This window comes from Rahnella sp. PCH160, from assembly GCF_047784855.1.
Classification (GTDB): Bacteria; Pseudomonadota; Gammaproteobacteria; order Enterobacterales; family Enterobacteriaceae; genus Rahnella.
In genome coordinates, this window is the sequence record NZ_JBLOGT010000001.1 from 1272505 (window position 1) to 1291447 (window position 18943).

The following is an 18943-nucleotide window of genomic DNA, read 5'->3' on the forward strand; positions in this document are numbered from 1 at the left end:
TCTGTGCAGATACTTTGATTTTCAGCTGATGTTCCGAGATTGGTTCGTAGTGCAAGCCTGAGACAGGGTAAGCGTTATGGATGAAACAGAATTTGCCTGGCGGCAGTAGCGCGGTGGTCCCACCTGACCCCATGCCGAACTCAGAAGTGAAACGCCGTAGCGCCGATGGTAGTGTGGGGTCTCCCCATGCGAGAGTAGGGAACTGCCAGGCATCAAACAAGTGGAAAGCCCTGTACTGACGTACAGGGCTTTTTGCTATGGGAAATTTGAAGGGGAGTAGGTCACTTTCTCTACACCCTCCCTTTCCCTGTTCGCTCCCTGCCAGAAAACTGTGCGTCAGAGAGCAGCGAATCGGTTAAACTAAGCTCAAATAAGTCACCAATGAGTAAATTAGTTATGTCGATTGACGACACCTCTCTTCAATCCCGAAATACCTTTTCCCTGGCTGCACATGCCGCTGAAATAGTAAGCGTTCACAATGTAGAACAGCTGACTTCGGCCTGGAAATCTGCGAAAGAAAAGCAGCAACCATTTCTTCTTTTAGGTGAAGGAAGCAACGTTCTTTTTCTTGATGATTTTGCGGGTTTGGTTGTTTTGAACCGGATCAAAGGTATTGAACTGACTGAAAATGCAGAGGAATGGTTGTTGCATGTTGGTGCCGGAGAAAACTGGCACGAGCTGGTTTGCTACACACTGAAACATAATGTCCCCGGTCTGGAGAATCTGGCTCTGATCCCTGGTTGTGTGGGCTCTGCGCCTATTCAGAATATTGGTGCTTATGGTATTGAACTGCAAAGTATCTGCCACTATGTCGACGTTTTAGATCTTCAGACAGAAAAACGGGTGCGTTTAAGCGATAAAGAATGCCAGTTCGGTTATCGGGAAAGCATATTTAAGCATTCTTATAAAAGCGGTTATGCGATCATAGCTGTCGGTTTGAAGCTGACAAAACAATGGCAGCCGAAGCTCACTTATGGTGACCTGACCCGACTGGATCCGAAGTCTGTAACGCCTCAGGAAATCTTTGATTCAGTATGCTCGATGCGACGTAGCAAGTTACCCGATCCAGCGGTCACCGGTAATGCGGGCAGCTTTTACAAAAATCCAACCGTCAGCGCTTCGGTCGCAGAGAAAATCAGCAGCCAGTACCCCTCAATGCCATCTTATCCTCAAGCCAATGGTCAGGTAAAACTTGCCGCAGGTTGGTTAGTTGAACAATCCGGTCTGAAGGGATTTAGCATCGGCGGCGCTGCTGTAGATGAGAAACAGGCACTTGTACTCATCAATAAAGATCATGCGAGCAGCGGTGATGTTCGTGCGTTAGCAAAATATGTTCGTGAGGCTGTTGCCGATAAATTTGGTATTTGGCTTGAGCCTGAAGTGCGCTTTATTGCAGCTCAAGGTGAAGTGAATGCTGTGGAGGCACTGTCATGAAGGATATTACAGTACCGCTACAATTGATCTCTATTTTGGCCGATGGTGAGTTTCATTCTGGCGAACAGTTGGGAACCGCCATGGGAATGAGTCGTGCGGCTATTAATAAACATATCCAGACGGTACGTGACTGGGGGGTTGATATCTTCACTGTTCCCGGGAAAGGCTACAGCTTGCCTTATCCTATTCAGTTGCTGGAAGAAGAAAAGATCCTCGGCATGCTCCCGGCTGGCGGAGTCAGCGTTTTACCTGTTATTGATTCAACCAATCAGTTTCTGATGGACAGAATTGGCCAGCTAAATTCAGGGGATGCTTGCGTTGCAGAATATCAGCAAGCTGGGCGAGGCCGTCGCGGACGTAAGTGGTTTTCACCGTTTGGCAGTAATCTTTATCTCTCTATGTACTGGAAACTAGAGCAAGGCCCTGCTGCAGCTATGGGGCTGAGCCTGGTAATCGGGATAGTCATGGCGGAAGTGCTTCATCGTCTCGGGGCCGAAGATGTCAGGGTTAAATGGCCTAATGACCTTTACCTCAATGACCGTAAGCTGGCGGGTATTCTCGTTGAGTTGACAGGGAAAACCGGAGATGCAGCCCATTTGGTTATCGGGGCGGGCATCAATCTCAAAATGCGTGAGCCTGCGACCGATACCATTACTCAGGGATGGATTAACTTGCAGGAAGCCGGTGTGAACATAGATCGCAACGAACTGACCGCCACGTTGCTGAAAGAGCTGCGTTCTGCCTTAGTGCATTTTGAGCAAGAAGGTCTGACACCCTTTATTGCCCGCTGGCGTGGCTTAGATAATTTCCTCGGCCGGCCGGTCAAATTGCTGATTGGCGATCAGGAAATTCATGGCATCGAACGGGGAATTGATCCACAGGGCGCACTGTTACTCGAGCAAGCTGGCGTTGTTAAACCATATATTGGTGGTGAGATTTCACTGCGCGGTGTCTGAATAAAAATACAAGGAGAGCATTGGCTCTCCTTAATTAATTTCTAATATTTTATTTTCTCAAGCGGACGTTTTCAACAGCATGATTAGCGCTTTTCGTCAGAATCAGGCTGGCTCGTTCGCGTGTAGGTAATATATTTTCTTTTAAATTCAATCCGTTAATTTCATTCCATAACTGCGTTGCAATGTTTACTGCTTCTTCTTCCGGCAGCTTTGCATAGTGATGGAAATAGGAGTCGGGATCAGAGAATGCCCCCTGGCGGAATTTCAGGAAGCGATTAATATACCAGCCCTGTAATAGATCTTCCGGTGCATCAACATATATTGAGAAATCAACGAAATCAGAAACAAATACATGATGCGGATCGTGAGGGTAATCCATTCCACTTTGTAAAACATTGAGCCCTTCTAGAATTAGAATGTCGGGTTGCTCAATGACTTTATTCCCATCGGGGATCACGTCATAAATCAGATGCGAATACACCGGCGCAGTAACCCGTTTAGCTCCTGACTTAACTTCAGAAACGAAATTAACCAGTTGATGCATGTCGTAGGACTGTGGGAATCCCTTTTTCTTCATGATCCCACGTTCTTGCAGCGTCTTATTGGGGTAGAGGAACCCATCAGTGGTGATCAACTCTACTGAGCGATGCTCTGGCCAGCGGCTTAACAACGCTTGAAGCACACGTGCCGTTGTGCTTTTACCCACAGCAACACTACCCGCAATGCCAATGACATAAGGTATTTTCTGTCCGTCTGTGCCGAGGAACTGTTCAAGCACAGCTTGCCGACGCAAGTTGGAACTGATGTAAAAATTGAGAAGGCGTGAAAGTGGCAGATAGATTTGCGCGACTTCCTCGAGGGATAAATCCTCATTGATACCTTTCAGGTTGACGACTTCCGCTTCTTTGAGCGTTAGCGGTACTGAATCACGTAAGGCCGCCCACTCCGCACGATCGAACTGCAGATAAGGAGTTGCCAAAGATGGGTCTCTTTTTTTCATAAGTTAAAGTCTGCCTGTTAGCGCAGGTCAGGAAAGGCGATCACGCCAACTCCAGACAGTAAACCAGCAGCATATTATAGACACCTAAATTTTCGGGGGAGATCTTTTTCTTATAACTTATCGATTTCTTTGATTGAGTTTAAAAATTTTTAAGAAAGTTATGCAAAAAAAAGAAAGTTATTGCATAAGCACGGGTACGGGATGACTTTCGTCTCCCCGTATGGACATCAGAAGAGGGAAGGGGAAGAGCAAATAAACGTGGAAAGTCGCTTGTAGTAGACCACTTCATTTTTTCGACTGTAATGGTCAGCGTCAGATTTAGAGGCTGCACAGCGATAACCCTGAGCCCTGTAGAAGGCTTCGGCTTCAGAACCCGATTCCATATCGGATGACAGGACGGTGCAACGTAAATCCTGAGCTGCATTTTCGAGTTCGCGCATTAACAATCTTCCGACGCCACGCCGTCTTGCACGCACACAAACCAATAAAGTATTAATTTCCGCCTCGTGCGGAGAATCTGCCGGATGCGTTAAATCCAGCTGGACTGTCCCGATAACGCCTTGCTCATCACGGGCTATCCAAAGCAAACGCTCATTTTGAGAAAGGGAGGGGCGCAAATCGTTGAAAGAATCTTCGGCGTCTTTCTGTTCTGTGGCGTAAGGAAACCCGGTTGAGTTGCCCAGGCTGTTGGCTTCTACCAGAAGCTGTGCCAGTTCATCCCGGTAAACAGGTAATGTCGCAGCATTAAGCATGACGATTTTCATTGCAGCACTCCTGAGAAGAAAAAACAGTGCGTTCGTAAAGAAGAAAGCAAAAATTGCGCCAACTAAAAAGGGCGAAAAATCAGTATTAGCCGAAAAGAAAAAGCGGGTTGGTGCTCTTTGATGAGGCAAAAGCACATTTTCAGTGCATAAATCGAACAGGTATACGCAGGGGATGATTTTTATTGAGATTAACAAAGAGGGAAACACAATACATCGTCTCAGCCGCGAGAGGCGAGGCGACTTTTTTTGCACATTATTTGAACCTTTAAACGTGTTAATTAGGGTGAAATCGTACTTTTTGAATAAAACATGAGCAATAGCGAAAAACATGCAATTTTTTTGTTGCATAGCCCGTAAACTCTCCCTAGAATGCGCAGCACTTGATGCCGGCATAGCTCAGTTGGTAGAGCAACTGACTTGTAATCAGTAGGTCCCGAGTTCGACTCTTGGTGCCGGCACCATTCAAGTATTAAACAATTAGGTGGGGTTCCCGAGCGGCCAAAGGGAGCAGACTGTAAATCTGCCGTCATCGACTTCGAAGGTTCGAATCCTTCCCCCACCACCATACAAGCTTCAGCAATGAAGCAACTTAAAGTGAAAGAGTCGCTTTAAGTGAAGGTGAGGAATTAAGTGTCTCACGTCCTTTTCCCCGTCTTCGAGTTCTTCAGAAAAATTAGGTAGCCGAGTTCCAGGATGCGGGCATCGTATAATGGCTATTACCTCAGCCTTCCAAGCTGATGATGTGGGTTCGATTCCCACTGCCCGCTCCAAGTATGTGCTGATATAGCTCAGTTGGTAGAGCGCACCCTTGGTAAGGGTGAGGTCGGCAGTTCGAATCTGCCTATCAGCACCACTTCCAAATCCTCCCTCCTGATTTTCTTTCTGTAAACTAATTCGTCAAGCAAATGCTTGGTTGATGTGGTGATACCACCGATTTAACCGTGTCTTAGAGGGACAATCGATGTCTAAAGAAAAGTTTGAACGTACAAAACCGCACGTTAACGTTGGTACTATCGGCCACGTTGACCACGGTAAAACTACCCTGACTGCAGCAATCACTACCGTTCTGGCTAAAACCTACGGCGGTTCTGCACGCGCATTCGACCAGATCGATAACGCACCAGAAGAAAAAGCTCGTGGTATCACCATCAACACTTCACACGTTGAATATGACACCCCAGCTCGTCACTACGCGCACGTTGACTGCCCAGGCCACGCCGACTATGTGAAAAACATGATCACCGGTGCTGCTCAGATGGACGGTGCAATTCTGGTTGTTGCTGCAACTGACGGCCCTATGCCTCAGACTCGTGAGCACATCCTGTTGGGTCGCCAGGTTGGCGTTCCATACATGATCGTATTCATGAACAAATGCGACATGGTTGATGACGAAGAGCTGCTGGAATTGGTAGAAATGGAAGTTCGTGAACTTCTTTCTCTGTACGAATTCCCAGGCGACGACATCCCAGTTGTTCGTGGTTCAGCGCTGAAAGCACTGGAAGGCGAAGCTGAGTGGGAAGCTAAAATCATCGAACTGGCTGGTTTCCTGGATTCTTACATCCCAGAACCAGAACGTGCTATCGACCAGCCGTTCCTGCTGCCAATCGAAGACGTATTCTCCATCTCCGGCCGTGGTACAGTTGTTACCGGTCGTGTAGAGCGCGGTATCGTTAAAGTCGGCGAAGAAGTTGAAATCGTGGGTATCAAAGATACCGTGAAATCTACTTGTACTGGCGTTGAAATGTTCCGCAAACTGCTGGACGAAGGCCGTGCTGGTGAGAACGTTGGTGTTCTGCTGCGTGGTATTAAGCGTGAAGACATCGAACGTGGTCAAGTTCTGGCTAAACCAGGCTCAATCAAACCACACACGACCTTTGACTCAGAAGTTTATATCCTGAGCAAAGATGAAGGCGGCCGTCATACTCCGTTCTTCAAAGGCTACCGTCCACAGTTCTACTTCCGTACAACTGACGTGACCGGTACCATCGAACTGCCAGAAGGCGTTGAGATGGTAATGCCAGGTGACAACATCAACATGGTTGTTACCCTGATCCATCCAATCGCGATGGACCAAGGTTTGCGTTTCGCAATCCGTGAAGGCGGCCGTACTGTAGGTGCTGGTGTTGTTGCTAAAGTTATCGCTTAATCGCTGATAGTTTTTTGTCACTAAACGTTGACGCAATACACACGAAAAGGGCATCATTCGATGCCCTTTTTTATACGCTGTGGTGCTAGAACCTATCTCATCAGCGATTTATACGTCATAATCACTGGTGAGATAGGCTCTTAGATATAGCGTAAAACACCGAATTGCGCTCAAGTAGAGCATCGATCGGTTTGGTTTGCCTCGCAATGCGAGGCAAAGTTGTTTGTTCTGAATCATTGTGACGGGTTGGTTTATGAGTGCGAATACCGAGGCTCAAGGGAGCGGGCGCGGCCTGGAAGCGGTAAAGTGGCTGGTTGTTGCCGTTTTGTTGGTTGTAGCTATTGTCGGTAACTATTATTACCGTGCATACAGCCTGCCGTTACGCGCGTTAGCCGTAGTAGTTATTATCGCAATTGCAGGCGCAGTGGCTTTATTGACCACCAAAGGCAAGGCGACAGTTGCGTTTGCTCGTGAAGCACGCACCGAAGTACGTAAAGTCATTTGGCCGACGCGCCAGGAAACATTGCATACCACACTGATCGTTGCTGCGGTGACTGCCGTTATGTCTCTGATTCTGTGGGGGCTGGATGGTATTTTAGTCCGCCTGGTATCTTTCATTACTGGCTTGAGGTTCTAAATGTCTGAAGCACCTAAAAAACGTTGGTACGTCGTTCAGGCGTTTTCTGGCTTTGAAGGCCGCGTGGCGCAATCGCTGCGTGAGCACATCAAATTACATGACATGGAAGAATTGTTTGGTGAAGTCATGGTCCCAACCGAAGAAGTGGTTGAGATCCGTGGTGGCCAGCGCCGTAAAAGCGAACGTAAATTCTTCCCGGGTTATGTGCTGGTACAGATGGTAATGAATGATGCCAGCTGGCACTTAGTTCGCAGCGTTCCTCGTGTGATGGGCTTCATTGGCGGAACGTCAGATCGTCCTGCACCAATCAGCGATAAAGAAGTTGATGCGATCATGAATCGCCTGCAACAAGCGGGTGATAAGCCACGTCCTAAAACACTGTTTGAACCAGGTGAACTGGTACGTGTTAACGACGGTCCGTTTGCGGACTTCAATGGTGTGGTCGAAGAAGTTGATTACGAAAAGAGCCGCTTGAAAGTGTCTGTTTCCATCTTTGGTCGTGCAACACCGGTCGAACTGGATTTCGGGCAGGTTGAAAAAGGCTAACAACATATTTCTAAATATTCATTAGAACAGATGTTGTACAAGGCGCGAAATTGAACTACAATTTCGCGCCTTTTGTTTTTATGTGCAGCCTCTGCACATAAAAAATTTAAAGAATAAAGTACTGCCAATAACGGGGAGCCTCTTCAAACAGGCGATATCACCCAAACGAGGATATTTACCATGGCCAAGAAAGTACAAGCCTACGTTAAGCTGCAAGTTGCAGCTGGTATGGCAAACCCAAGTCCGCCAGTTGGTCCAGCTCTGGGTCAGCAAGGCGTGAACATCATGGAATTTTGTAAGGCGTTCAATGCTAAGACTGAAAGCATGGAAAAAGGCCTGCCAACTCCTGTTGTTATTACCGTTTATTCTGACCGTTCTTTCACCTTCGTTACCAAAACCCCTCCTGCAGCAGTATTGCTGAAGAAAGCGGCTGGTATCAAGTCTGGTTCTGGCAAGCCGAACAAAGACAAAGTGGGTAAAGTAACGAGTGCTCAGGTTCGTGAAATCGCAGAAACCAAAGCTGCGGACATGACTGGTTCTAACGTTGAAGCGATGACTCGCTCCATCGAAGGTACTGCTCGTTCCATGGGCCTGGTAGTGGAGGATTAATAAATGGCTAAGCTGACCAAGCGCATGCGCGTGATCCGTGACAAAGTTGATGCTACTAAACAGTATGACATCACCGAAGCCGTTGCTCTGCTCAAAGAGCTGGCCACTGCTAAATTCGTAGAAAGCGTGGACGTTGCCGTTAACCTCGGCATCGACGCACGTAAATCTGATCAAAACGTTCGCGGCGCAACCGTACTGCCACACGGCACCGGTCGTTCTGTTCGCGTTGCCGTCTTCGCCCAAGGTGCAAACGCTGAAGCTGCTAAAGCTGCAGGCGCTGAACTGGTAGGTATGGAAGATCTGGCTGACATGATCAAGAAAGGCGAGATGAACTTCGACGTTGTTATCGCATCTCCAGATGCAATGCGCGTTGTTGGCCAATTAGGTCAGGTTCTGGGTCCACGTGGCCTGATGCCTAACCCGAAAGTGGGTACTGTAACGCCTAACGTTGCTGAAGCAGTTAAGAATGCTAAAGCAGGTCAGGTTCGTTACCGTAACGACAAAAACGGCATCATCCATACCACTATTGGTAAGGTTGATTTCGAATCCGACAAGCTGAAAGAAAACCTGGAAGCTCTGTTGGTCGCGCTGAAAAAAGCGAAGCCTTCTCAGGCTAAAGGCGTTTTCATCAAGAAAGTAAGCCTGTCCACTACCATGGGCGCGGGTCTTTCTGTTGATCAAAGCGGCCTGAGCGCTGTAGTTAACTAATTAACTGCCTGCGTTTATCGCTTTACGCGGGCGATAGATTTGTCTAGAATCTATGGCCCGTTGTTTCGTTAATGCGAAACCAAGAATTTTCGGTTGGAGCCTGGCCTATCCAGGCCTCCGTCCAAGACCGCAGGTGTCCTGAAAAGGACTTAATTCTTCCTGCGTAGACGGTGACAGAGCCTGAAGAAAATATTTCTTTGTCTTTTTTATAAAGAATTAAGATTTGTCTTTGCTGGATTCTCTGCTCACCGTGTTTGAACGCTTGATATCGATCTCGGTAACAAGCGATGTGAGTTCCGGGGATTTTCCCCGGCCAAATCCAGGAGCAAAAAGCTAATGGCATTAAATCTTCAAGACAAACAAGCGATTGTTGCTGAAGTCATCGAAGTAGCCAAAGGCGCGCTGTCTGCGGTTGTTGCGGATTCCCGTGGCGTAACTGTAGATAAAATGACTGAACTGCGTAAAGCAGGTCGTGAAGCTGGCGTTTACATGCGTGTTGTTCGCAACACCTTGATGCGTCGCGTCGTAGAAGGTACTCAGTTTGAGTGCCTGAAAGACACGTTTGTCGGTCCAACCTTGATTGCATTCTCTACTGAACACCCAGGCGCTGCTGCCCGTCTGTTCAAAGATTTCGCTAAAGCGAATGCAAAATTTGAGGTTAAAGCTGCGGCCTTTGAAGGTGAGTTTATCTCTGCGGCTCAAATCGACCGCTTGGCAACTCTGCCTACTTACGAAGAAGCAATCGCACGCCTGATGGCAACCATGAAAGAAGCCGCTGCAGGCAAATTGGTTCGCACTCTGGCTGCTGTACGCGATCAGAAAGAAGCTGCTTAATCAGCCTTTCTTCTCTCGTTCATTTGCTTACGTATACACTATTTCTGAATTCTAGGAACACTTGAAATGTCAATCACTAAAGAACAAATCATTGAAGGCGTTGCAGCTCTGTCTGTAATGGAAATCGTTGAACTGATCTCCGCTATGGAAGAAAAATTCGGCGTTTCTGCTGCTGCTGCTGTTGCAGGTCCTGCTGCTGCTGCTGAAGCTGTTGAAGAAAAAACTGAGTTCGACGTTGTTCTGGCTGCTGTTGGCGCGAACAAAGTTGCAGTTATCAAAGCTGTTCGTACCGCAACTGGCCTGGGTCTGAAAGAAGCTAAAGACCTGGTTGAGTCTGCTCCAGCAGCTCTGAAAGAAGGCATCAGCAAAGACGACGCTGAAGCTCTGAAAAAATCTCTGGAAGAAGCTGGTGCTTCTGTTGAAGTTAAGTAAGTTTAACTTCCCGGAGTGCAGTCTGTCCTAACAGACTGATGGCTGGTGACTTTTTAGTCACCAGCCTTTTTGCGCTATAGAGTGTCAGTGGTGTTTCACACTGTTTGAGCACTGAACTACTCTAATATCTCTTCTTGATACGCCTTAATATATTGCTGCCGCTTGCCTTGGCTCATCCAGGGATAATGCACAACGAAATGATTTAAGAGTGATAGAAACAGGTATTGCGGGAAGCGTTTCTGCTTTCCGGTCGACATAAACGGTGTTGCATGAACTGTCCTTCTCAGGGCAGACAAGATTGGGTCACTGATCAGCGAGCTGAGGAACCCTATGGTTTACTCCTATACCGAGAAAAAACGCATTCGTAAGGATTTTGGTAAACGTCCACAAGTTTTGGACATTCCCTTTCTCCTTTCTATCCAGCTTGACTCGTTCCAGAAGTTTATCGAGCAAGATCCGGAAGGCCAGCACGGTTTGGAAGCTGCATTCCGTTCTGTATTTCCAATCAAAAGCTACAGCGGTAATTCTGAGCTGCAATACGTTAGCTACCGTCTTGGTGAGCCAGTATTCGACGTTAAAGAATGCCAGATCCGTGGTGTAACTTTCTCCGCGCCACTGCGTGTGAAACTGCGTCTGGTCATCTACGAGCGTGAAGCACCAGAAGGTACGGTCAAAGACATCAAGGAACAAGAAGTCTATATGGGCGAAATTCCGCTCATGACCGAAAATGGTACCTTTGTGATTAACGGTACTGAGAGGGTTATCGTATCTCAGCTTCACCGTAGTCCGGGCGTATTCTTTGACAGTGATAAGGGTAAAACCCACTCATCGGGCAAAGTGCTGTACAACGCACGTATCATCCCTTATCGCGGTTCATGGTTAGATTTCGAGTTTGACCCGAAAGACAACCTGTTTGTACGTATTGACCGTCGCCGCAAATTGCCAGCGACTATCATCCTGCGTGCATTAAGCTATACCACTGAGCAGATCCTTGACCTGTTCTTTGAGAAGGTGATTTACCAGATCCGCGACAACAAGTTGCAGATGGAACTGGTACCTGAGCGCCTGCGTGGTGAAACAGCTTCCTTTGATATCGAAGCTGACGGCAAAGTTTATATCGAGAAAGGCCGCCGTATCACTGCTCGCCATATTCGCCAGCTTGAAAAAGACGACATTCAGCGCATCGAAGTTCCTGTTGAGTACATCGCAGGGAAAGTCGTTGCTAAAGACTACATCGATACTAATACCGGTGAGCTGATTGTCCCTGCGAACATGGAATTGTCTCTGGATTTACTGGCTAAATTGAGCCAGGCCGGACACAAAACTATTGAAACGCTGTTCACCAACGATCTCGATCATGGCGCTTACATGTCCGAGACCATCCGCGTCGACCCAACCAGCGATCGTTTGAGCGCATTGGTTGAGATCTACCGCATGATGCGCCCTGGTGAACCACCAACTCGCGAAGCTGCTGAAAGCCTGTTTGAGAACCTGTTCTTCTCTGAAGATCGTTACGACCTGTCTGCAGTGGGTCGTATGAAGTTCAACCGTTCTCTGTTGCGTGATGAAATCGAAGGTTCAGGCATTCTGAGCAAAGATGACATCATCCAGGTAATGAGAAAGCTGATCGGCATTCGTAACGGCCAGGGCGAAGTGGATGATATCGACCACTTGGGCAACCGTCGTATTCGTTCTGTCGGCGAAATGGCTGAAAACCAATTCCGTGTAGGTTTGGTTCGTGTTGAGCGTGCTGTTAAAGAGCGTCTGTCTCTTGGCGACCTCGATACCCTGATGCCTCAGGACATGATCAACGCTAAGCCGATCTCGGCGGCGGTGAAAGAGTTCTTCGGTTCAAGCCAGCTGTCACAATTTATGGACCAGAACAACCCGTTGTCTGAGATCACGCACAAACGTCGTATCTCTGCATTGGGCCCGGGCGGTTTGACCCGTGAACGTGCTGGCTTTGAAGTTCGAGACGTACACCCGACTCACTACGGTCGCGTATGCCCAATCGAAACGCCGGAAGGTCCAAACATCGGTCTGATCAACTCCTTGTCTGTCTACGCACAGACCAATGAGTACGGTTTCCTGGAAACCCCTTACCGCCGTGTGCGTGAAGGCATGGTTACCGATGAAATTAACTACCTGTCTGCCATTGAAGAAGGCAACTTCGTCATCGCTCAGGCGAACTCCAACCTGGACGAAGAAGGCCACTTCCTGGAAGACTTAGTCACTTGTCGTAGCAAAGGCGAATCAAGCCTGTTTAGCCGCGATCAGGTTGACTACATGGACGTTTCCACCCAGCAGATCGTCTCCGTTGGTGCTTCTCTGATTCCATTCCTGGAACACGATGACGCCAACCGTGCATTGATGGGTGCGAACATGCAACGTCAGGCAGTTCCAACCCTGCGCGCTGATAAGCCGCTGGTCGGTACTGGTATGGAACGTGCTGTAGCGGTTGACTCCGGTGTTACTGCCGTAGCCAAACGTGGCGGTATTGTTCAGTACGTGGATGCATCCCGTATCGTTATTCGTGTTAACGAAGAAGAGATGTACCCGGGCGAAGCAGGTATCGACATTTATAACCTGACCAAATACACCCGTTCTAACCAGAACACCTGCATCAACCAAATGCCGTGTGTAAATCTGGGCGAGCCAATCGAGCGCGGCGACGTGCTGGCAGATGGTCCGTCAACAGATCTGGGCGAACTGGCTCTGGGTCAGAACATGCGTGTCGCGTTCATGCCTTGGAACGGTTACAACTTCGAAGACTCCATCTTGGTCTCCGAACGAGTTGTGCAGGAAGATCGCTTCACGACCATCCACATCCAGGAACTGGCATGTGTGTCCCGTGACACCAAGTTAGGGCCTGAAGAGATCACCGCTGACATCCCTAACGTGGGTGAAGCTGCGCTCTCCAAATTGGATGAATCCGGTATCGTTTATATCGGTGCTGAAGTCACCGGTGGTGACATTCTGGTCGGTAAAGTTACACCTAAAGGTGAAACTCAGCTGACTCCGGAAGAGAAACTGCTGCGTGCGATCTTCGGTGAGAAAGCGTCTGATGTTAAAGACTCTTCTCTGCGTGTACCAAATGGTGTTTCCGGTACGATTATTGACGTACAAGTCTTCACCCGCGATGGCGTGGAAAAAGACAAACGTGCGTTAGAAATCGAAGAAATGCAGCTGAAACAGGCTAAGAAAGACCTGACTGAAGAGCTGCAAATCCTGGAAGCGGGCCTGTTTGCACGTATCCAGTCTGCGCTGGTTGCTGGCGGTGTTGAAGCTGACAAGCTGGGCAAATTGCCTCGCGATCGTTGGTTAGAACTGTCATTGACTGACGAAGACAAACAGAATCAGCTGGAACAGCTTGCTGAACAGTACGACGAACTGAAATCCGAGTTTGAGAAAAAACTTGAAGCTAAGCGTCGTAAAATCACTCAGGGCGATGACCTGGCACCTGGTGTGCTGAAAATCGTTAAAGTGTATTTGGCCGTTAAACGTCAAATCCAGCCTGGTGACAAGATGGCAGGCCGCCACGGTAACAAAGGTGTTATCTCTAAGATCAACCCGATCGAAGATATGCCTTACGATGAAAACGGGACTCCTGTTGATATCGTACTGAACCCGCTGGGCGTTCCATCACGTATGAACATTGGTCAGATTTTGGAAACCCACCTGGGTATGGCCGCGAAAGGTATTGGTGAAAAAATCAATGCCATGCTGAAGAAACATGAAGAAGTTTCTAAGCTGCGCGAGTTCATCCAGCGTGCCTATGATCTGGGCGACGACGTACGTCAGAAAGTTGATCTGACCACCTTCACCGATGACGAAGTATTGCGTCTGGCAGAAAACCTGAAAAAGGGTATGCCAATCGCAACACCAGTCTTTGATGGTGCGAAAGAGACAGAGATCAAGCAACTGCTTGAAATGGGCGGCGTCCCAACCTCTGGTCAGATCACACTGTTTGACGGCCGTACCGGCGAGCAATTCGAGCGTCAGGTTACCGTCGGCTACATGTACATGCTGAAACTGAACCACCTGGTTGACGATAAGATGCACGCGCGTTCTACCGGTTCTTACAGCCTCGTTACTCAGCAGCCGCTGGGTGGTAAAGCTCAGTTCGGTGGTCAGCGCTTCGGTGAGATGGAAGTGTGGGCACTGGAAGCATACGGTGCCGCTTATACCCTGCAGGAAATGCTGACTGTTAAGTCCGATGACGTTAACGGCCGTACTAAGATGTATAAAAACATCGTAGATGGCGATCATCGTATGGAACCAGGCATGCCGGAATCCTTCAACGTACTGTTGAAAGAAATCCGTTCTCTGGGTATCAACATCGAGCTGGAAGACGAGTAAGTACTCGAATTCGCAATGATCACAGGGGCACCTGTCTGTCTGGAGACAGGCAGCAGGTGCCTAACAGGTCTAACCCGACGGGAGCTAATCCGTGAAAGACTTACTAAAGTTTCTGAAAGCGCAAACTAAGACCGAAGAGTTTGATGCGATCAAAATTGCTCTGGCATCGCCAGACATGATCCGTTCTTGGTCTTTTGGTGAAGTGAAGAAGCCAGAAACCATTAACTACCGTACGTTCAAACCTGAACGTGACGGCCTTTTCTGCGCCCGTATTTTCGGACCAGTAAAAGACTATGAATGCCTGTGCGGTAAGTACAAGCGTTTAAAACATCGCGGCGTGATCTGCGAGAAGTGCGGCGTTGAAGTGACCCAGACTAAAGTACGCCGTGAGCGTATGGGCCACATCGAACTGGCTTCTCCGACTGCACACATCTGGTTCCTTAAATCGCTGCCATCGCGCATCGGTTTGCTGCTGGATATGCCACTGCGTGACATCGAACGTGTTCTGTACTTCGAATCCTATGTGGTTATCGAAGGCGGCATGACTAACCTCGAAAAACGCCAGATTCTGACTGAAGAGCAGTATCTGGATGCGTTGGAAGAGTTTGGTGATGAGTTTGACGCGAAGATGGGTGCGGAAGCTATTCAGGCTCTGTTGAAAAACATGGATCTGGAAGCCGAGTGCGAACAACTGCGTCAAGAGTTGAACGAAACTAACTCCGAAACCAAACGTAAGAAGCTGACCAAGCGTATCAAGCTGCTGGAAGCGTTCGTTCAATCTGGTAACAAACCTGAGTGGATGATCCTGACCGTGCTGCCGGTACTGCCACCAGACTTGCGTCCATTGGTTCCGTTGGACGGCGGCCGTTTCGCAACGTCGGATCTGAACGATCTGTATCGTCGCGTGATTAACCGTAACAACCGCCTGAAGCGCCTTTTGGATCTGGCTGCGCCAGACATCATCGTACGTAACGAAAAACGTATGCTGCAAGAAGCGGTCGATGCTTTGCTGGATAACGGCCGTCGCGGTCGTGCTATCACCGGCTCGAACAAGCGTCCGCTGAAATCTCTGGCAGACATGATCAAAGGTAAACAGGGTCGTTTCCGTCAGAACTTGCTGGGTAAACGTGTCGACTACTCGGGTCGTTCCGTTATCACCGTAGGTCCATACCTGCGTCTGCACCAGTGTGGTCTGCCGAAGAAAATGGCACTGGAACTGTTCAAACCGTTCATCTACGGCAAATTGGAGCTGCGTGGCTTGGCCACCACTATCAAAGCCGCTAAGAAAATGGTTGAGCGCGAAGAAGCTGTCGTTTGGGATATCCTGGACGAAGTTATCCGCGAACACCCGGTACTGCTGAACCGTGCACCAACCCTGCACCGTTTGGGTATCCAGGCGTTTGAACCGGTTCTGATCGAAGGTAAAGCAATCCAGCTGCACCCGCTGGTTTGTGCGGCTTACAACGCCGACTTCGATGGTGACCAGATGGCTGTTCACGTACCGCTGACGCTGGAAGCCCAGCTGGAAGCGCGTGCGTTGATGATGTCTACCAACAACATCCTGTCACCTGCGAACGGCGAGCCAATCATTGTTCCTTCTCAGGACGTTGTATTGGGTCTGTACTACATGACCCGTGACTGTGTTAACGCCAAAGGCGAAGGCATGGTTCTGACCGGTCCTAAAGAAGCTGAGCGTATTTACCGCGGCGGTTTGGCCTCTCTGCATGCGCGTGTCAAAGTGCGTATTACCGAAGAAATCAAAAATACCGAAGGCGAAGTTACGCATAAGACATCGATTATCGACACGACTGTCGGTCGCGCCATCCTGTGGATGATCGTGCCAAAAGGTCTGCCGTTCTCTATCGTCAACCAGCCTCTTGGCAAAAAAGCTATCTCCAAAATGCTGAACACTTGTTACCGCATTTTGGGCCTGAAGCCGACCGTTATTTTTGCTGACCAGATCATGTACACCGGTTTTGCCTACGCTGCCCGTTCAGGCGCGTCAGTCGGTATCGATGACATGGTAATCCCTGCGAAGAAAGCAGAGATCATCGAAGAAGCAGAAACCGAAGTTGCTGAAATCCAGGAACAGTTCCAGTCTGGTCTGGTCACTGCTGGCGAACGCTATAACAAAGTGATCGACATCTGGGCTGCGGCCAACGAACGTGTTGCTAAGGCAATGATGGAAAACTTGTCTGTTGAAGACGTCGTCAACCGTGACGGTGTTGTTGAACAGCAGGTTTCCTTCAACAGTATCTTTATGATGGCCGACTCCGGTGCGCGTGGTTCTGCTGCACAGATTCGTCAGCTGGCCGGTATGCGTGGCCTGATGGCTAAGCCGGATGGTTCCATCATTGAAACGCCAATCACCGCGAACTTCCGTGAAGGTCTGAACGTACTCCAGTACTTCATCTCTACTCACGGTGCGCGTAAAGGCTTGGCGGATACCGCACTGAAAACGGCGAACTCCGGTTATCTGACCCGTCGTCTGGTTGACGTGGCACAGGATCTGGTTGTTACCGAAGACGACTGTGGTACTCACGAAGGCATCATGATGACTCCGGTCATCGAAGGTGGCGACGTTAAAGAACCACTGCGCGAACGTGTATTGGGTCGTGTAACTGCTGAAGATATCATCAAGCCGGGTACGGCAGATATCCTGGTTCCACGTAACACCCTGCTTCACGAGAAGACGTGTGATCTGTTAGAAGAAAACTCCGTCGACAGCGTGAAAGTACGTTCAGTCGTAAGTTGCGAAACCGACTTTGGTGTGTGTGCAAACTGCTACGGTCGCGACCTGGCACGTGGTCACATCATCAACAAAGGTGAAGCGATCGGTGTTATTGCAGCACAGTCCATCGGTGAACCGGGTACTCAGCTGACGATGCGTACGTTCCACATCGGTGGTGCGGCATCTCGTGCGGCTGCTGAATCCAGCATCCAGGTGAAAAACACCGGTACCATTAGACTGAGCAACCATAAGCACGTTAGCAACTCTAACGGCAAATTGGTTATCACTTCCCGTAACACTGAGCTGAAGTTGATCGACGAATTCGGTCGTACCAAAGAAAGCTATAAAGTGCCTTACGGTTCCGTGATGGGCAAAGGTGATGGCGCATCCGTTAACGGCGGCGAAACCGTTGCTAACTGGGATCCGCACACAATGCCAGTTATCAGTGAAGTGAGTGGTTTCATTCGCTTTGCCGATATGATTGATACTCAGGCCATAACACGTCAGACAGATGACCTGACCGGTTTGTCCTCTCTGGTAGTTCTGGATTCTGCAGAACGTACTGGTAGCGGTAAAGACCTGCGTCCGGCACTGAAAATCGTTGATGCCAAAGGCGACGACGTATTGATCCCAGGTACAGATATGCCTGCTCAATACTTCCTGCCAGGTAAAGCCATCGTTCAGTTGGAAGATGGTACTCAGATTCACTCTGGTGACACCCTTGCGCGTATTCCTCAGGAATCCGGCGGTACCAAGGACATCACCGGTGGTCTGCCACGCGTTGCTGACTTGTTCGAAGCGCGTCGTCCGAAAGAGCCTGCAATCCTTGCTGAAATCAGCGGGATCATCTCCTTCGGTAAAGAAACCAAAGGCAAACGTCGTCTGGTAATTTCTCCGTTGGATGGCAGCGATGCTTACGAAGAAATGATTCCAAAATGGCGTCAGCTGAACGTGTTCGAAGGTGAAGTTGTGGAACGTGGTGACGTCGTATCCGACGGCCCTGAGTCTCCACACGACATTCTGCGTCTTCGTGGTGTTCATGCGGTTACCCGCTACATCACCAACGAAGTGCAGGAAGTTTACCGTCTGCAAGGCGTTAAGATTAACGATAAACACATCGAAGTTATCGTTCGTCAGATGTTGCGTAAAGGCACCATCGTTAGCGCGGGCGGCACAGACTTCCTGGAAGGCGAGCAGGCAGAAATGTCTCGCGTTAAAATCGCTAACCGTAAGCTGGAAGCTGAAGGCAAAATCACGGCAACATTCAGCCGTGACCTGCTCGGTATTACCAAAGCCTCTTTGGCGACCGAATCCTTCATCTCTGCTGCGTCGTTCCAGGAAACCACGCGCGTTCTTACCGAAGCGGCTGTTGCCGGTAAACGTGATGAACTGCGTGGCCTGAAAGAGAACGTTATCGTGGGTCGTCTGATCCCAGCCGGTACCGGTTACTCTTACCATCAGGAACGTGCACGTCGTAAAGCACAGGGTGATGTGCCAGTCGCACCACCGGTGAGCGCGGATGAAGCAACGGCTAACCTGGCTGAACTTCTGAACGCAGGTTTCGGTAACAGCAACGACGAGTAATCGTCCGCTGTCGAAACGTATCAAGCCGCTCCTTCGGGAGCGGTTTTTTTTTGCCTGAAATAACGATGCGTTGGATTTACGGATGAATAATAGAGAGGAGCCGGAACAGGAAACTGGACGATAACCTGTTCCGGCTGGTTGGAAGCAGCGCCGGGATATGTGGCGCTGGCCGGTTGCGATGATGCAGCGACAACGGCACGGTA

General features: G+C 49.2%; 13 protein-coding genes, 4 tRNA genes and 1 rRNA gene. 16 read left to right on the forward strand and 2 right to left on the reverse strand.

The features are described from left to right. Positions 1-95 precede the first annotated feature (95 nt). The 3 genes from rrf to birA all read left to right on the forward strand — a co-directional run bounded on the left by rrf (position 96) and on the right by birA (position 2390). Positions 96-211, forward strand: a 5S ribosomal RNA gene (gene rrf, locus ACM5QY_RS05875). Positions 212-396: 185 nt separating this feature from the next. Next, positions 397-1434 (forward strand): UDP-N-acetylmuramate dehydrogenase, encoded by a 1038-nt coding sequence (gene murB / locus ACM5QY_RS05880; RefSeq protein ID WP_416122823.1) that lies wholly within the window; start codon positions 397-399, stop codon positions 1432-1434. Then, positions 1431-2390 carry a bifunctional biotin--[acetyl-CoA-carboxylase] ligase/biotin operon repressor BirA gene (birA, locus tag ACM5QY_RS05885; protein WP_416119666.1) on the forward strand — a complete coding sequence of 320 codons (960 nt, stop codon included), beginning with the start codon at positions 1431-1433 and terminating at the stop codon, positions 2388-2390. Before murB ends, birA begins: the two co-directional genes overlap by 4 nt. 49 nt (positions 2391-2439) lie before the next feature. On the opposite strand, the gene coaA is transcribed toward birA, so the two are convergent. Beyond that, the gene (gene coaA, locus ACM5QY_RS05890) at positions 2440-3390 is read right to left on the reverse strand and encodes a type I pantothenate kinase (RefSeq protein WP_416119667.1); all 951 of its coding nucleotides are present in this window, start codon (positions 3388-3390) and stop codon (positions 2440-2442) included. 227 nt (positions 3391-3617) lie between these two features. After that, positions 3618-4502 (reverse strand): GNAT family N-acetyltransferase, encoded by an 885-nt coding sequence (locus ACM5QY_RS05895; RefSeq protein WP_416119668.1) that lies wholly within the window; start codon positions 4500-4502, stop codon positions 3618-3620. 37 nt (positions 4503-4539) lie between these two features. Here ACM5QY_RS05895 and ACM5QY_RS05900 point away from each other — a divergent pair. From ACM5QY_RS05900 to rpoC, 13 genes are all read left to right on the forward strand, one after another. Continuing rightward, positions 4540-4615 (forward strand) — tRNA-Thr (locus tag ACM5QY_RS05900). A gap of 19 nt (positions 4616-4634) precedes the next feature. After that, positions 4635-4719, forward strand: a tRNA-Tyr gene (locus tag ACM5QY_RS05905). Positions 4720-4849: 130 nt separating this feature from the next. Continuing rightward, a tRNA-Gly gene (locus ACM5QY_RS05910) sits at positions 4850-4924 on the forward strand. Between the two features lie 7 nt (positions 4925-4931). After that, a tRNA-Thr gene (locus ACM5QY_RS05915) sits at positions 4932-5007 on the forward strand. A 108-nt stretch (positions 5008-5115) separates the two neighbouring features. After that, positions 5116-6300, forward strand: coding sequence for an elongation factor Tu (tuf, locus tag ACM5QY_RS05920; protein WP_416119114.1), 1185 nt, complete (start codon positions 5116-5118; stop codon positions 6298-6300). A 253-nt stretch (positions 6301-6553) separates the two neighbouring features. Further along, positions 6554-6937, forward strand: coding sequence for a preprotein translocase subunit SecE (secE, locus tag ACM5QY_RS05925; protein ID WP_034794996.1), 384 nt, complete (start codon positions 6554-6556; stop codon positions 6935-6937). After that, positions 6938-7483 carry a transcription termination/antitermination protein NusG gene (gene nusG, locus ACM5QY_RS05930; RefSeq protein ID WP_104924131.1) on the forward strand — a complete coding sequence of 182 codons (546 nt, stop codon included), beginning with the start codon at positions 6938-6940 and terminating at the stop codon, positions 7481-7483. 180 nt (positions 7484-7663) lie between these two features. After that, positions 7664-8092 carry a 50S ribosomal protein L11 gene (rplK, locus tag ACM5QY_RS05935; RefSeq protein WP_104924132.1) on the forward strand — a complete coding sequence of 143 codons (429 nt, stop codon included), beginning with the start codon at positions 7664-7666 and terminating at the stop codon, positions 8090-8092. 3 nt (positions 8093-8095) lie between these two features. Next, entirely contained in the window at positions 8096-8800 is a 705-nt protein-coding gene (gene rplA / locus ACM5QY_RS05940) for a 50S ribosomal protein L1 (RefSeq protein WP_104924133.1), read from the forward strand. Between the two features lie 336 nt (positions 8801-9136). Further along, on the forward strand, positions 9137-9634 hold the full coding sequence (gene rplJ / locus ACM5QY_RS05945) for a 50S ribosomal protein L10 (protein ID WP_104924134.1): 498 nt from the start codon (positions 9137-9139) through the stop codon (positions 9632-9634). 66 nt (positions 9635-9700) lie between these two features. Next, a complete protein-coding gene (gene rplL / locus ACM5QY_RS05950) occupies positions 9701-10066 on the forward strand; it encodes a 50S ribosomal protein L7/L12 (RefSeq protein WP_013577410.1) in 366 nt (121 codons plus the stop codon). 330 nt (positions 10067-10396) lie between these two features. Then, positions 10397-14425: a DNA-directed RNA polymerase subunit beta gene (gene rpoB / locus ACM5QY_RS05955; protein WP_104924135.1), complete on the forward strand. Its 4029-nt coding sequence runs from the start codon at positions 10397-10399 to the stop codon at positions 14423-14425. Positions 14426-14516: 91 nt separating this feature from the next. Continuing rightward, positions 14517-18740 carry a DNA-directed RNA polymerase subunit beta' gene (gene rpoC / locus ACM5QY_RS05960; RefSeq protein WP_416119669.1) on the forward strand — a complete coding sequence of 1408 codons (4224 nt, stop codon included), beginning with the start codon at positions 14517-14519 and terminating at the stop codon, positions 18738-18740. Positions 18741-18943: the final 203 nt, after the last annotated feature.